This is a genomic window from Bacteroides mediterraneensis (assembly GCF_900128455.1).
In the GTDB taxonomy this organism is placed as follows: domain Bacteria; phylum Bacteroidota; class Bacteroidia; order Bacteroidales; family Bacteroidaceae; genus Phocaeicola; species Phocaeicola mediterraneensis.
Genome location: NZ_LT635783.1, coordinates 783,652 through 799,007 on the forward strand (window position 1 = coordinate 783,652; position 15,356 = coordinate 799,007).

The 15,356-nt window shown below is 48.4% G+C and carries 7 protein-coding genes, 2 tRNA genes, 2 rRNA genes and 1 other annotated feature; of the genes, 7 read left to right on the forward strand and 4 right to left on the reverse strand.

What is annotated here, in order from left to right:
- Positions 1-17 precede the first annotated feature (17 nt).
- A complete protein-coding gene (locus BQ7480_RS03155; RefSeq protein ID WP_072541689.1) occupies positions 18-431 on the forward strand; it encodes a hypothetical protein in 414 nt (137 codons plus the stop codon).
- Between the two features lie 307 nt (positions 432-738).
- Here BQ7480_RS03155 and BQ7480_RS03160 read toward each other — a convergent pair whose 3' ends face one another.
- Positions 739-3,123: an FtsX-like permease family protein gene (locus BQ7480_RS03160; RefSeq protein WP_072541690.1), complete on the reverse strand. Its 2,385-nt coding sequence runs from the start codon at positions 3,121-3,123 to the stop codon at positions 739-741.
- Between the two features lie 35 nt (positions 3,124-3,158).
- Positions 3,159-5,507 carry an ABC transporter permease gene (locus tag BQ7480_RS03165; RefSeq protein ID WP_072541691.1) on the reverse strand — a complete coding sequence of 783 codons (2,349 nt, stop codon included), beginning with the start codon at positions 5,505-5,507 and terminating at the stop codon, positions 3,159-3,161.
- A gap of 1,559 nt (positions 5,508-7,066) precedes the next feature.
- Between BQ7480_RS03165 and BQ7480_RS03180 the strand changes: the two genes are divergently transcribed.
- The 6 genes from BQ7480_RS03180 (at position 7,067) to BQ7480_RS03205 (ending at position 12,604) form a co-directional block, all read left to right on the forward strand.
- A 16S ribosomal RNA gene (locus BQ7480_RS03180) occupies positions 7,067-8,594 on the forward strand.
- A gap of 171 nt (positions 8,595-8,765) precedes the next feature.
- Positions 8,766-8,839 (forward strand) — tRNA-Ile (locus tag BQ7480_RS03185).
- Between the two features lie 101 nt (positions 8,840-8,940).
- A tRNA-Ala gene (locus tag BQ7480_RS03190) sits at positions 8,941-9,014 on the forward strand.
- Positions 9,015-9,190: 176 nt separating this feature from the next.
- Positions 9,191-10,984: a sequence feature (23S ribosomal RNA rRNA prediction is too short), on the forward strand.
- 98 nt (positions 10,985-11,082) lie between these two features.
- A 5S ribosomal RNA gene (rrf, locus tag BQ7480_RS03195) occupies positions 11,083-11,193 on the forward strand.
- Between the two features lie 151 nt (positions 11,194-11,344).
- Positions 11,345-11,989 carry a MarC family protein gene (locus BQ7480_RS03200; protein WP_072541694.1) on the forward strand — a complete coding sequence of 215 codons (645 nt, stop codon included), beginning with the start codon at positions 11,345-11,347 and terminating at the stop codon, positions 11,987-11,989.
- A gap of 168 nt (positions 11,990-12,157) precedes the next feature.
- Complete coding sequence (locus BQ7480_RS03205) at positions 12,158-12,604, forward strand: hypothetical protein (RefSeq protein ID WP_072541695.1); 447 nt, start codon at positions 12,158-12,160, stop codon at positions 12,602-12,604.
- Positions 12,605-12,673: 69 nt separating this feature from the next.
- Here BQ7480_RS03205 and BQ7480_RS03210 read toward each other — a convergent pair whose 3' ends face one another.
- Both BQ7480_RS03210 and BQ7480_RS03215 read right to left on the reverse strand, forming a co-directional pair.
- The gene (locus BQ7480_RS03210) at positions 12,674-13,978 is read right to left on the reverse strand and encodes a sensor histidine kinase (RefSeq protein ID WP_072541696.1); all 1,305 of its coding nucleotides are present in this window, start codon (positions 13,976-13,978) and stop codon (positions 12,674-12,676) included.
- Positions 13,968-15,341, reverse strand: a complete 1,374-nt coding sequence (locus BQ7480_RS03215; RefSeq protein WP_072541697.1) for a sigma-54-dependent transcriptional regulator — start codon at positions 15,339-15,341, stop codon at positions 13,968-13,970. Before BQ7480_RS03215 ends, BQ7480_RS03210 begins: the two co-directional genes overlap by 11 nt.
- Positions 15,342-15,356 lie beyond the last annotated feature (15 nt).

The following is a 15,356-nucleotide window of genomic DNA, read 5'->3' on the forward strand; positions in this document are numbered from 1 at the left end:
TATGGAGATTTTGGGTTATGAAATGGAATTACATGGCAGGAGTGGTATGTGCTTTCATGCTGTTTGCAGGTCAGGTACATGCACAAGTGGAAGGAACGGATTCGCTTCAGATGGTGATGTACCATGATGAGGCGAATGAATTGAAGGAAATTCTAATCTGTCCGCCGGTATTTTGTTCTTTGCCCGACGGAAAGCGCGTGAAGATGAAAATCTGTAACGACGGAGAAGAAACGGTGCGGAAAGTCTCGTTTTGCCTGTTTTATAAGAAGAAAAGGGTCTGTAAGGTCCGTCTGCCGCACATGCAGAAAGGAGCAACCTATGAGTTTGCGGTGAATATCCACGAAAAGCTGTCGCGGAAAGACCGGGAGAGTCTGGAGTTCGAATTGAAAAAAGGCCGATGCTATCGAATGTATAAGCTTCCGTCTTATTAGAGTGAGGATGGTTCTGCACTTTTTTAGCTTTGCTTCTTCACTTGTTAAGAGATTTAATCAAAGAGTAGGAGGTAGTTAATGTATGTTGTAAAACATTCTTTTTTACTCTCAGGCTTTGCCGTTCCAAATAAAATAAATAATTTTGCACTGTGTTTTTCATAGTATTAGATTTAAGGTTAACAAAGGTTGGAGTTCAGCGGAACTCCTTTTTTTATGTCCGTACGTCTGGACCTGAAAAAAGGCCATTTCCACGGGCGGTGGAAACAGCCTTTTCAAAGTAATTCACTATTGTTTTTTCTGATTGATTTTATTCCGACTTCAGGCAGTCTACCGGATTGCTGGTAGCCGTCCGGTAATTCTGTATCGTAATGGTGACCAAGGTAATGACACTGATAAGCAGGCAGGTACAGAGGAAGACCCAAGGCGAGATGGGAATCCGTTCATTGAACTGCTTCAGCCATTCTGAAACGGCATACCATGCGATAGGACTGGCGATGAGGGAACATACCACTGAGAGTATCAGATAGGAACGTCCGAACATCCAGAGAATTTGCCGGATGGAAGCCCCGTAGACCTTGCGCACGCCGATTTCCTTCTGCCGGTGTTCGGCTTCAAATATAATCAAGCCAAAGACACCTACCAGTGAAATGAGGATGGCCAGCAGGCTGAACCAGGTAATGATTTTTTGCTGGTCGGTTTCCTTCTGATACAGTTGTCCGTAGATCTGGTCATAGAACTTCACTTCGGTGGGATAACCGGTGAAGCAGTCGCTAATGGTCTCGCGGATGTGTTTCAGGGCGGTATCCATGTCGCTCCCGGCTTTTACGCGGATATAGGCAAACGGCAAGACTTGGTTGCTGTAGGCACCGTTGGGGCAGAATACGTAAGGCACGGGATTCATCTTTAATGAAGTAAACTGCACGTTGTTCACATATCCTTTGAGGAGGGCCTTCATTCCCCACGAGGAAAAGTCGAGTGTCTCTCCTGCCGGAATACCGCTTTCTTGCTGCAAGTCCTGTGTGGCGATGAAGTTCAGCTGGGAAGTGTAAATGGAATCGCTGGGCAGGAAGTCGCTTCCCGACAGGATGTGCAGGCCCATGACGCGGCAGAAATTGGGAGTGACGTCAATATACCGATGTCCGTATTGACTCCCTTTGTAGGTGAAAGCATATTGCGTGTATCCTTCGCTGGCCCCCAGTTCCCATTTGGCATAGGCGATGTCGTCGATTTCCGCAAAACTCTTCAGTTGGCTGTCGAACTTACGGTACGGACTGCTGTGGAAAGGCTGTTGGGGGAGGGAAGCTACCAGTATCTGGTCTTTGTCGATGCCCAGTTCATGGTTGCGCATGAAGCGGTTCTGCAGGAAGATGAAAGCGGCAGTAGTAATCAGGGCAAACGAAACGATGTACTGGAAGCCGATGAGTATCGTACGCAACCGTTGTCCTTTTCCGCTCAGGGCGTAGTTGCCTTTCAGTACGAGGGCAGGCGGGAAGGAGGTCATGTACCACGCCGGATACAGTCCTGCCACGATGCCGGTGAGCAGGGCTATCAGTCCGGTGTAGACTACATATTTCCAGTAGACAAGTAGGGAGGGCGTGAAGCCCATGAAGGATAGCACGTTCAAGTGAATCAGGGCGGCCACGATGCACAATGACAGCAACCAGCTGACCAGTACGATGACGACCGATTCGAGGGTCAAGGCACGGCGCAGTTCTCCGTTGGTACTTCCCAGCACTTTCTGGGTGTTGATGCTGCGCATGCGCATCGGAGCCAGTGCCGTACTGAAATTGATGAGGTTGATGCATGCAATGAGGATGATCAGGAATCCGATGCTTACCAGCAAGGTCATGGTGTTGCGGCTGCCCGTCTTGAAATAGTAGGGGGAATACATGTCATAATACAGTTTTTGTATCGGAAAGACATAGAGTTTCTGTGTGCCTGGCTCTCCGGTGAACAATCGTGCGTCGACCCCTGTAGCCGTAATCTGTTGGTTGACTTCTTCTATGCTGACACCCGGTTTCAGCAGAAAGAACGCATAGAAGTTCTGGCTGCCCCAGTCGTTCTCCTGCAGCTTTCCCATCGGTACGAAAAGGTCGTTCTTGAACTGGCAGTTCTCGGGGAGGTCTTCAAAGATACCGCATATCCGGAACTTCGTGGCTTCCGGACTTCGCCAGTCTGGGGTATCTGCATACAGATAGGAGCCCAAGGCATTTCCTTTGGGGAACAGCTTGCGGGCATAGCTCTCGGAGATAATGACACTTTCCGGCTGGTTCATTTCCTGGTCGCTGCCTTCCACGAACTTCAGTCCGATGATTTTGCCGAAGTCCGGATATACGGCCCACGGTTCCTCGTAGAAATATTGGGGATTCTTGGGGTCGGTGTAGAAAGCCTGCTTGGACCAGGCAGGGGAATAGATGGTACCGTATTCGATGCCGGGCACTTGCTGGATGAGGAAGTCGATGGGAGCTCGGGGAAGGGTACTGACGTAATTGCTTCCTTTGGCTTCTGACAGGTTCAGCATGACCAAGCGGTCGGCATGGGGATAGCAGGTATCGAAATTGCGTTCGTAGCTCACCTTCATCATGAGTAGGACAAAGGCGGCAAAGGCGGCCGAAAGTCCCAGGAGGTTCAGCACGGAGGCGGTCCGGAAACGCTTCAGGGTGTAAAATAGATTTCTTAAAATGGTTTTCATATCGTTGTTATTTTATGTTTTGGGTTTGATAGAGATTATTCGGTCTTCAGGTTGCATACCGGATTTTCCCGTACGGCTTTTCGGCTGATAAGCCAGACGGAGGCCAAGGAGATGAGGCTCACAATCAGGAAGGCGGCAATCGGTACCCACCAGGGGAAACTGCTCTCGTAGGTTACAATCTTGTCTATCTGGCGGATTCCCACATACATCAGCGGGAGCGCAATCAGCAGACTGATAACGAGCGAGACGGAAGAGAATCTCATCAGTTGCAGCATCTCGTGGCGGCTGTCGGAACCGAAGACCTTGCGGATGGCAATGTCGCGTTTCCGCTGGGCGATGAAATAGATGCTCATGGCGGTCAGCCCTAACAGGGAGATGACCAGTGCCGCACAGGTGAAGATTCGAATCAGCTGGCTCATGCGGGTAATATTTTCATAGATATCCTGCATCAGGGTGTCATACCATTCCGATTCAAACGGGTATCCGTCTATGATCTTGGAATAGAGCTGGTCGAGTTGCTTTTTATATACATCTGGTTGGTCGTCAAGTACTTCTACCAGAATGTTCCAAGGGCTGATGCTGTCGGCAGGAGCAATCTGCATGCGCAGCGGATGAGGGTCTTTTTCCAGTAGAGATTGAATTTGAAAGTCTTTGAATTCGCCGGTGATGTTCCAGGAATAGTTTCCGTCACTGCTGTGGACATGGTCGGTAAATCCCAGTTGTTTCAGCTTTTTCATGGCCGATTGGCTCACTAGGTAATTGTGTGTATCGAATCCGGCATGACGGTCGTCCGTGATTTGGATGTGAAACATGTCGATAAAGGCAGAATCAACGATAAAACTCTGGAAGCTCAGCACTTCTGTACTGTCGGCGGAGTTGAAGTTCATCGTGTCGTTGTTGCCTCCGTCCAAGGGGGTACCCTTTGAAAAACTGACGCGCTTCACAAAAGGAAGTTTCTGGGCTTCGTGGCGGAAGAGTTGCAGCTTCTGGTCGCTAGCCATAGGAGGGTAGTGAATGACGTGTCCGTATTCATATCCTAAGGGGGCGTGCAGGATGCGGTAAATCTGTACAGTCAGATAGAGGGCACATCCCAGCATGGCGATGGTCAGCCCGTTTTGCACGATGTTCAGCAAGCGGAGATATAACGTCTTGGTTTTCCGGCGGAAGGTACCTTTCACGATGTCCAGCGGATGGTAGTGCGACAGCATCGTGGCGGGCACGAAACCGGAGAGCAGGGAAAGTACGACAATCAGCAGCAGATAGCAGGATATGGTGACAGGATTTAACCCTCCTACGATATCGAGCCGTGTGTGGAGCAAGTCCATGGCGGTCGGTTCTGCGGCTTTGGCGAGCAAGAATCCCACCAGGAAAGCGAAGGTGGTCATCAGGAACGACTCGGCAATCATGCGCCAGAAAATATTCTTCCTGGAAGAACCTAACAGGCGGCGGGTAGCCATTTCCTTTGCCCGGTAGCTGGTCTGAGCCACACTCATACTGATGTAGTTGAAGGTGGCCATGCACAGAATCAAGATACTGATGGTCAGGAAAATGAGTACCAGTTTCCGGCTGTACTGGTTAAGAGTTGCTCCGACAGCAGAAATATCAGAGAAATAAAAATCATGCACAGGTATAAAGCGTACTTCCTTGACGATGTCGTATTGGTAAATCCAGAAGAATTCCTTGAAGAAGCGGGCAATGTCACCGGCCTTGTTGTTGGGATTGACACCCGGATGGAAACGCAGGAAGAAGATGCAGCTGGCGGCATTGCCCAGCCCGGTATTCTCTTCGCTGGCATTCCATTGGACGTATCGTATATTTTTATGAGGACTGAATGCTTCAATGTGGGAAGGAAAGATGGAGTTGTCAATGTCTTCGATGATACCGCTTACTGTACATTTCTGGTTGTCGAATGCCTGTTCTGTGAGGGTTTTACCCAGCGCATGCTCCGTACCGAACAGCTTGATGGCGCAGGAACGTGTCAGTACGATGTTATTTTCATTGCTCAGCAAGGTTTCAGGGTTTCCTTCCAGCAAATGAAAATTGAAGAACCGGAAGAAGTTGTCTCGGACAAACATCATTTGTATATTCACGGGTTTGTCGTTTGTCTTGACAAACTGTTCGTAGGAGCCGCTCACGGCGCACCAGTCTTCTATTTCCGGATAACGGCTTTGTAGTTTGTCGCCCAGCAGGATATGACCTCCTGCCCATATTTCGCTGGCCAGTACGTAAGTGCGGTCTGCGTCTTTCATGTCTTTGTCTACAGTGAGTTGTCGGGTCACCATGTGGCTTATCAGCAGGAAGAACATCAGGGAGATGCTCAACCCGATGACGTTGACAAAGGTGAAGAGTTTGTTGCGTTGTAAGAATGTAAGGTAAGTTTTCATGCTCTGTGGTTATATTTTTGTTTGTTGTCATTCTTGATACAATTTCCGTGCCATTATCGCAAGTAGCTGATTGATAGAATTATGCTGATTTTGCGATGGAAAAGGAGTGTCTAATTTTTTGACAATGAGTGTATGATTTTTAGACAATCGTAAGTCTTATTTCAAGAGTATAATATCCCGCATCGTGGAGTGTTGCACTTTTTCAGTTTTAATCCTTGTTCTGTTAATGGATTTTATCGGGCCATGTCAGATGGTTAATATGTGTTGTAAAACATTACTTTCCAGCTGTTTCTTTTGTGGTTTCAACTGGAATGTTTACTTTTGCACTGTGTTTTTCATAGTATTAGATTTAAGGTTAACAAAGGTTGGAGTTCAGCGGAACTCCTTTTTTTATGTCCTTATGTGAGGTTTCCTTTTTCCTGATTGCTGAGTCGTTTTTTTATTTGTTCGTTTTTCTGTAAGTTTTCCTTCAAGCTGTTTCTTCAGTTTTTCCTGTAAGCACCTACTTATTTTTCCTTGTAAGCACCCCATTTGTTTTTCAAACGCTCCGTTTTTCCTCCTTCAAGCGTTCCGTATTGAAGAAATGCCGGTGAGATAATCCTTAGTTGCCTTTAAGTTTTCTATGTTTCCGTCAGGGGAGACGTATGTTTCTCTGCCGGGAAACGTACGTTTTCCATAGCGGAGACCTACGTTTCCCGAGAGGAAAACATAGAAAATACCGGGAGTCTCTGAAAAAAATGTGCCTGCGGTGTGAATTTTCTGGGGCGTTATTTGTCATGCCGCCTGTGAAAATCACGAATTTTACGATGGACTGGTGCCTCTGTTTCCTGCGTTCTCGGATGTTTTTCCGGTTTTTGGCCTTCGTGCAAAGAAATTTCGTGCAGGATTTTTCCGTCTTTCCGCTGTTCTCTTGTACCGGTTCGGTGTGCATCTTTGCCTTTTCCTTTTACACATGCGCCCATGTGCGCGTACACACGCCCGCGCGAAATACATAATGTAGTGTCGTTTGCGTTCCTTTTTGTAGACCTCAAAAAATATTCACCTGCAACCGTCTTGTTTCCAGCGACTTATAAAAATCCTCAAAAATTTTTGAAAAAAAGAGTGTGATAAAAGTTGCAGGAGCGGAAAAAGTGCGTACCTTTGCAACCGCTTTCGAGAGGGAGAGCCGCTGAGAATGACAGACTGGTGAAGAGAGGCAGACTTTCAAAGGCGCTGCACCCGAGTATCTTACCTTGCAAGACGGCAAGGGAGCGAGAAACGGATAAGCCCCGCGAGGTCACCCTGAAAAACTTTTTCGAAAAAAAACTTTCGGAAAAATTTGGAGGGAAAGAAAAAACGCCTTACCTTTGCAAACGCTTTCCCGCTGAAACGGGAGCACGAAAGAAAGATAGTTCTTTGAAAGACTTTAGATAAACAAACGAAGATGTAGTACAAGAAGTAGTCTTATATATAATGTATATATGGGATGAAACAAGAACCGTCAATAACCTGAAAAGGATATAGAGAAATCGGTTTCCTGAAACAGAGACAACAATGCTCGAAAGAGTGAAAAATATTTTACAATGAAGAGTTTGATCCTGGCTCAGGATGAACGCTAGCTACAGGCTTAACACATGCAAGTCGAGGGGCAGCATGAACTTAGCTTGCTAAGTTTGATGGCGACCGGCGCACGGGTGAGTAACGCGTATCCAACCTTCCGCTTACTCGGGGATAGCCTTTCGAAAGAAAGATTAATACCCGATGGTATCTTAAGCGCACATGCAAATAAGATTAAAGATTTATCGGTAAGCGATGGGGATGCGTTCCATTAGATAGTAGGCGGGGTAACGGCCCACCTAGTCGACGATGGATAGGGGTTCTGAGAGGAAGGTCCCCCACATTGGAACTGAGACACGGTCCAAACTCCTACGGGAGGCAGCAGTGAGGAATATTGGTCAATGGGCGCGAGCCTGAACCAGCCAAGTAGCGTGAAGGATGAAGGTCCTAGGGATTGTAAACTTCTTTTATAAGGGAATAAAGTCACCCACGTGTGGGTGTTTGTATGTACCTTATGAATAAGCATCGGCTAACTCCGTGCCAGCAGCCGCGGTAATACGGAGGATGCGAGCGTTATCCGGATTTATTGGGTTTAAAGGGAGCGTAGACGGGTCGTTAAGTCAGCTGTGAAAGTTTGAGGCTCAACCTTAAAATTGCAGTTGATACTGGCGTCCTTGAGTACGGTTGAGGCAGGCGGAATTCGTGGTGTAGCGGTGAAATGCTTAGATATCACGAAGAACCCCGATTGCGAAGGCAGCCTGCTAAGCCGCGACTGACGTTGAGGCTCGAAAGTGTGGGTATCAAACAGGATTAGATACCCTGGTAGTCCACACGGTAAACGATGGATACTCGCTGTTGGCGATAGACTGTCAGCGGCTTAGCGAAAGCGTTAAGTATCCCACCTGGGGAGTACGCCGGCAACGGTGAAACTCAAAGGAATTGACGGGGGCCCGCACAAGCGGAGGAACATGTGGTTTAATTCGATGATACGCGAGGAACCTTACCCGGGCTTGAATTGCAGACGAATTGCTTGGAAACAGGCAAGCCGCAAGGCGTCTGTGAAGGTGCTGCATGGTTGTCGTCAGCTCGTGCCGTGAGGTGTCGGCTTAAGTGCCATAACGAGCGCAACCCTCGTGTCCAGTTACTATCAGGTAATGCTGAGGACTCTGGACAGACTGCCATCGTAAGATGTGAGGAAGGTGGGGATGACGTCAAATCAGCACGGCCCTTACGTCCGGGGCTACACACGTGTTACAATGGGGGGTACAGAAGGCAGCTACCGGGCGACCGGATGCCAATCCCGAAAGCCTCTCTCAGTTCGGACTGGAGTCTGCAACCCGACTCCACGAAGCTGGATTCGCTAGTAATCGCGCATCAGCCACGGCGCGGTGAATACGTTCCCGGGCCTTGTACACACCGCCCGTCAAGCCATGAAAGCCGGGGGTACCTGAAGTGCGTAACCGCAAGGAGCGCCCTAGGGTAAAACTGGTAATTGGGGCTAAGTCGTAACAAGGTAGCCGTACCGGAAGGTGCGGCTGGAACACCTCCTTTCTGGAGAGGGACCGACGAAGGTTCTTGCCTTGTGCTGCAGATGAGTTTGTTTTTCGATATAAGAAGAGAGAAAGATGAAGCCGAGTCGGAACGGACGAGGTTGAACTGAATCACACAGTCAATAGTTTGGTTTTCGCTTTTAACTGTTAACTTTTAACTATTAACTGACACAGTCCTATAGCTCAGTTGGTTAGAGCGCTACACTGATAATGTAGAGGTCGGCAGTTCAACTCTGCCTGGGACTACCTCGAAAGAAGGGAGCGAAAAAAACTTCCTTAAAATTTTGCAGGAACGAAGGGAAATGCTTACCTTTGCAGCCGTTTTGAAAAAATGAAGCATGAATCTTGGGGGATTAGCTCAGCTGGCTAGAGCACCTGCTTTGCACGCAGGGGGTCAACGGTTCGAATCCGTTATTCTCCACTTGAAGGGTTAAAAGGCAAGAGTTGAAAATTAAAAGTGATTTTAACTGTTAACTATTAACTTTTAACTGAAAAACGGTCTATGACATGATGTAACAAGCAAAAAGTAATTTTAGTACGAAAGCTAAAAGTATATATCATCCCGCACCCGTCGAAAGACGGAATGTGCACGTGATAAGGAAAGTAGGAAAGGGCGCATGGCGGATGCCTTGGCTCTCGGAGGCGATGAAGGACGTGATAAGCTGCGATAAGCCGCGGGGAGGTGCAAATAACCTTTGATCCGCGGATTTCCGAATGGGACAACCCGTTATCTTGAAGAGATAACATCCATCTTCAGATGGAGGCNTCTGGAGCGTATGGAAAAGCAAATGTAGGTATAAGTAACGATAAAGGGGGTGGGAAACCCCCTCGCCGAAAGACTAAGGTTTCCTGATCAACGCTAATCGGATCAGGGTAAGTCGGGTCCTAAGGCTCAGCCGAACGGCGAGGCCGATGGCAGAAACGGTTAATATTCCGTTACTACCTTTGAGGGTGACGTGGGGAAGCAGCAGTGACACCGCCGCCGGCTGACGGAATAGCCGGTTGAAGGGTGTAGGCGTCGATTTCCGCAGGCAAATCCACGGAAAGAGCCGAACCTGATAGTACGCCAACTCCTTCGGGAAGCGGCGATAGCGCGGGTAAGCAGACTGCCGAGAAAATCCGCTAAACATAACTTCAGAGGTACCCGTACCGCAAACGGACACACGTAGTCGGGTTGAATATACTAAGGCGCTTGAGTGAATCACGGTTAAGGAACTAGGCAAACTGACCCTGTAACTTCGGGATAAAGGGTCCCTCCTCGCAAGAGAGGGCGCAGAGAATAGGTCCAGGCAACTGTTTAACAAAAACACAGGGCTGTGCGAATATGAAAGTAGAAGTATACAGCCTGACACCTGCCCGGTGCTGGAAGGTTAAGAGGAGATGTCATCGCAAGAGAAGCATTGAATTGAAGCCCCAGTAAACGGCGGCCGTAACTATAACGGTCCTAAGGTAGCGAAATTCCTTGTCGGGTAAGTTCCGACCTGCACGAATGGTGTAATGATCCGGACGCTGTCTCAACCGTGAGCTCAGTGAAATTGTAGTATCGGTGAAGATGCCGATTACCCGCGATGGGACGAAAAGACCCCGTGAACCTTTACTATAGCTTAGCATTGAATTTGGGCACGCGATGTGTAGGATAGGTCGGAGGCTGAGAGACGGGCACGCCAGTGTTCGTGGAGCCGCTGTTGAAATACGACCCTTCGTTTGTTTGAGTTCTAACTCCAGGCAGGAGGACATTGCTTGGTGGGTAGTTTGACTGGGGTGGTCGCCTCCAAAAGCGTAACGGAGGCTTCTAAAGGTGCCCTCAGGACGATTGGTAACCGTCCGCAGAGTGTAATGGCATAAGGGCGCTTGACTGGGAGACAGACAAGTCGAGCAGGTAGGAAACTAGAGCATAGTGATCCGGTGTTTCCGTATGGAAGGGACATCGCTCAAAGGATAAAAGGTACTCCGGGGATAACAGGCTGATCCCTCCCAAGAGCTCATATCGACGGAGTGGTTTGGCACCTCGATGTCGGCTCGTCACATCCTGGGGCTGGAGAAGGTCCCAAGGGTTGGGCTGTTCGCCCATTAAAGTGGCACGCGAGCTGGGTTCAGAACGTCGTGAGACAGTTCGGTCTCTATCTATCGTGGGCGTATGAAATTTGCGTGGCTCTGACACTAGTACGAGAGGACCGTGTTGGACCGACCTCTGGTTTACCGGTTGTGCCGCCAGGCGCATCGCCGGGTATCTAAGTCGGGATCGGATAAGCGCTGAAAGCATCTAAGTGCGAAGCCGGCCACAAGATTAGATTTCTCAGGGTCGTTGAAGACGACAACGTTGATAGGATGCAGGTGTAAAGCTGGAGACAGCAAAGCCGAGCATTACTAATTGCCCGAAGGCTTTCCTTATCCGCGCAGGGCGGATGGAAAAAGCATCGAAGGATGATATATACGTTCAGCCGAGTGCTGGGATTGCTTGCTTGTGAGTCATGATAAAATAAGGATATTAAGGTGACTATGGCGCGAAGGTTCCACCTCTTCCCATTCCGAACAGAGAAGTTAAGCTTCGCCACGCCGATGGTACTGCGTACAAGTGGGAGAGTAGGTAGTCGCCGTTTTACAGAGAGCCTCGAGATAGCAATATCTCGGGGCTTTTTTTGTGCCCTTTCGCTTACAAGAGATGCCGTAAAATTCCCTTTTATTTCTTTGTGTCTTATGGGTTCCTATTGATTTTATTGTATCTTTGTTTTGGTTTTTAAATATGTTTTTATGGATACAATTCTACCCTATGCACTGTTGTGCTTCACTTCCTTTTTCACATTGACAAATCCTCTGGGCACGATGCCGGTATTTCTGACCATGACCAACGGACTGGGAGAAAAGGAGCGTCAGCATATTGTGAAAAGAGCGACAATTATTTCTTTTATTATACTGGTTGCATTTACTTTTTGCGGACAGTTCCTGTTTAAGTTCTTCGGCATCTCTACCAACGGATTTCGTATTGCAGCCGGTATTATCATTCTGAAGATAGGTTATGATATGTTGCAGGCACGTTACACCAATACGAAGCTCAAGGACGAGGAAATCAAGGCGTATGCGGACGATATTTCCATTACACCGCTTTCTATCCCCATGCTGTGCGGACCGGGTGCCATTGCGAACGGCATTATAATGATGGATGATGCCCACACCTGGAGTCTGAAAGTGACGCTCGTTTCGGTGATTGCAGTGGTATATATTCTTACCTATATTATATTGCGTTTGTCCACCAGACTGGTTCGAGTGATTGGAGAAACTGGAAATAACGTCATGATGCGTTTGATGGGATTGATTCTGATGGTCATTGCCGTGGAATGCTTCGTGGGAGGAATGAAGCCGATATTAATCGATATCATTCAGGAAAGCCGTTTCTGACCGACAATTTATTGGAATTTATCTTTTAAACCCAACAAATCATAATAAATGTGTAATTTTGGCTGATATTTTGTAATTCTCTTTGCATTTTCAGATTAAATGATTATATTCCAAACGAGAAAGGATTTTCGGTACCTTCTTTTTTATTAACTTTTAAAATCTGATTTTATGAAAGTGCTATTGGTCGGTCTGGAACGTGTCGGAAAGCTGTTCTCTATGGAGTCTCTTTTTAAGAAGAAACTCACCGAAGCTGACATGACCGATGTGGAGGTGGTAACAGCTGAGATGACAGAATTTGGTTCTCCGGGAGGGAGAAAGTTGGAACGGAACATGAACGAGGCTTTGCGCGATGAAGCGGACTTCGTGGTAGTAATGGAGCCGTGGCAGAAAGATTTGCTGACCCGCTTCATGGATTATCGGAATTGGCATAAGATTCATCTGTTTGCGGATATCTGCAAACGCAAACCGAAAGCCGACATGCCATCCTGCGATGTAGATTTTGGCTACAGGAGCATGAAGGAAGAGATGAATGACGGATGCCGGAATTTATTGGAAGGATTGAAAATGCTTTTGAGAAAGCACGAGTCAGACTCATCTGACTTGGCAATGATTTAAGCACAACGATGGTTGTGATGATTTGAGTGGAAAGGCCCTGAATATTTGCTATTCGGGGCTTTTCTGTGTTTAGAAGAATTCCAGTACGAAGGTGGTATTCCATCCGTTGGTTTCTGCTTTCAAGAGGCTGATGCTGCCGTTGGAGAGTTTCATAATCTGTCGGGAGAGGGAAAGACCGATTCCGCTTCCTTCCTTTTTGGTGGTGAAGAAGGGGACAAAAATCTCTTCTGCTTCCTGTTCGGGGATGGCAGGGCCGTCGTTGCTCACGTAGATAAGGACATGCTCTTCCTTGGTGGAGTAGGCGCGGATATGGATTTTCCCTGTACGTTCTCCGATGGCTTGTACGGCATTTTTTATCAGGTTGATGAGCACCTGCCGGATCAGGTTCGGGTCGGCATAGAGCATCAGGTCTTCAGGCTCTATTTGAAGGGTCAGCTGTATGTGGGAAGGGATGAGGTGGATACTTTCTATTTGCAGCAGAAGTTCTTTCAGGTAGAAAGGCTCCGGAGAGGGTTTCTGGAGTGAAGAGAACTTCCGGTAGCTGTCTACAAAGGATATCAATCCGGTGGACGTTTCGTGAATGGCACGGATACCTTCATAAATAGGACTGTTGATTACGTCCTTTCGTTGTAAGAAGGTTTCGCTCAGAGAAGAAATCGGCGCGATGGAGTTCATGATTTCGTGTGTCAGTACCCGGGTCAGTTTCACCCATGATTCGAGCTCCTTGGTATCCATCTCATTCCGGATATCGTTTAGGGTCAGAATTTTGACCGTATTTTCTCCCAATTGCATCACGGACGCCCGGACCAGTAGTTGGACTTCCCCTTTGGTAGTGGTATATTGCAGGTTACAGCGTTCGCCGGCAGGTAAGGTGCCTAGCAGTCCCGGGATGTCTTCCCCGTAGCGTTCCAGCTGCTGAAGGGTGCCGAGAGCCGGGATACTGAGTAACCGTGCCGCAGCCGGATTGCTTTGGATGATTTTGTTCTGTTCGTCGAGTACGATGATGCCGGAACTGATACCCGAGAGCACTTGTTCATAAAATCGTTCCCGCTGTTCCATCAACTGTTTCTGCTCGCCCATCATCGCCCCGAATTCATTCAGGGTATTCTGCAGGATGCGTTCGCCTCCGATGAAGCCGTGCGTAGGCAGACGGAAGGAATAATCGCGGTTGCGGATGGCTTCCAGCATGAGCCAGCTTTTCTCCCGTAATTGTTTTTGACTGGAATAAAAGAGAAAGACGGCGAGGATAACCAGACAGGCTCCGATGACGATGCATTCGTTTTCATCTTCACTCATTCCTAAGGTCAGCAGGACCACGCCTGCTGTGAGGGAGACAATACGTGTCAGTGGGGAAAAGAACCATTTAGATGCCATGGCGTTTCATTTTGTTGTACAGTGTCTGCCGTGTAATGCCCAGTTGTGCCGCTGCCTGTGACAGGTTGCCGTCGCATTGTTCGATGGCTTTCTTGACGAGGTTCTTTTCCATCTCGTCCAAGGTTTGCAGCGGAGTATCTTCTTTCGTTTCTTCCTGTGTGTTCGGGGATTCCGGGGCAGGCGTGTCGGATAGTTGCAGGTTGTCTGCTTTCAGCAGGTTACCGTCCGAAAGAATGACTGCCTTTTCGATGGTATGCTGTAGCTCGCGGATATTTCCGTACCAGGGATAGTTCAACAGGCGCTGTTCGGCATCAGCCCTGAAACCGGTCAGCGTACGTTGGTATTGCAGGTTGTACTGTTCCAGAAAGCGCTGTGCCAGTGGCAGGATGTCTTCTTTCCGTTCCCGAAGTGATGGAATGTGCAGGTGGATAGTATTGATGCGGTACAGCAAGTCCTCACGGAACTCTCCGTTGTGTACCATCTCATCCAAGTTGCGGTTAGTGGCACAAATCAGCCGGATATTGGTAGGTTGCGGCGTATTGCTTCCCACCTTAATGAAATACCGTTTCTGAAGTACCGTGAGCAGTTTGGCCTGCAGGTGATAAGGAAGGTTGGCTATTTCATCGAGAAACAGTGTACCGCCGTCGGCAGCTTCAAAACGTCCGATGCGGTCGGTATGGGCATCAGTGAACGAGCCTTTGACGTGACCGAACAGTTCACTTTCAAACAGTGATTCGGTGATGGCTCCCATGTCGACTACTACCATCGGCCCGTTGCGTCGGGGAGACAGGCGATGGATTTCGCGGGCCAGCATGTCTTTTCCGGTTCCGTTTTCTCCTGTAATCAGAATGTTGGCATCGGTAGTGCTGACCTTCTCTACCAGTAGTCGTAACGGGCGGATGACGGCTGAATTTCCCCAGTACATGGTCGATTTCTCATCCGGTTGTGCGGCCTGTTTTCCTTTCTTGTCATTTCCATGCCCCTTTGCGTAAGCCTCCTGCAAGGTCTGTACCAGTTTGGCATTGTCCCAAGGCTTTACCACGAAGTCGGTTGCCCCGTCTTTCAATCCGGTTACCGCCAGATTAATGTCGGCATAGGCCGTAAACAGTACCACCTGAATCTGGGGACGTAGCCGTTTGATTTCGCGCAACCAATAGAGGCCTTCATTTCCGCTGTTGATGCCGGAAGAGAAGTTCATGTCGAGCAGTACTACGTCCACCGCTTCCCGTTGCAGGAGGGAAGGGATGGTGACCGGAGAATTCAGTGTAATCACCTGTTGGAAATATTCTTCCAGAAGATATTGCAGCGAAGTAAGAATGTTACGGTTGTCGTCTACTACGAGTAAAGTTCCTTGTTTTGCCATCTGTGATTGAGATTT

Excerpts from the sequence above, each read along its gene's own strand:
- BQ7480_RS03155 (WP_072541689.1), top strand. The coding sequence starts at position 18 with ATGAAATGGAATTACATGGCAGGAGTGGTATGTGCTTTCATGCTGTTT.
- BQ7480_RS03160 (WP_072541690.1), bottom strand. The coding sequence starts at position 3,123 with ATGAAAACCATTTTAAGAAATCTATTTTACACCCTGAAGCGTTTCCGG.
- BQ7480_RS03165 (WP_072541691.1), bottom strand. The coding sequence starts at position 5,507 with ATGAAAACTTACCTTACATTCTTACAACGCAACAAACTCTTCACCTTT.
- BQ7480_RS03200 (WP_072541694.1), top strand. The coding sequence starts at position 11,345 with ATGGATACAATTCTACCCTATGCACTGTTGTGCTTCACTTCCTTTTTC.
- BQ7480_RS03205 (WP_072541695.1), top strand. The coding sequence starts at position 12,158 with ATGAAAGTGCTATTGGTCGGTCTGGAACGTGTCGGAAAGCTGTTCTCT.
- BQ7480_RS03210 (WP_072541696.1), bottom strand. The coding sequence starts at position 13,978 with ATGGCATCTAAATGGTTCTTTTCCCCACTGACACGTATTGTCTCCCTC.
- BQ7480_RS03215 (WP_072541697.1), bottom strand. The coding sequence starts at position 15,341 with ATGGCAAAACAAGGAACTTTACTCGTAGTAGACGACAACCGTAACATT.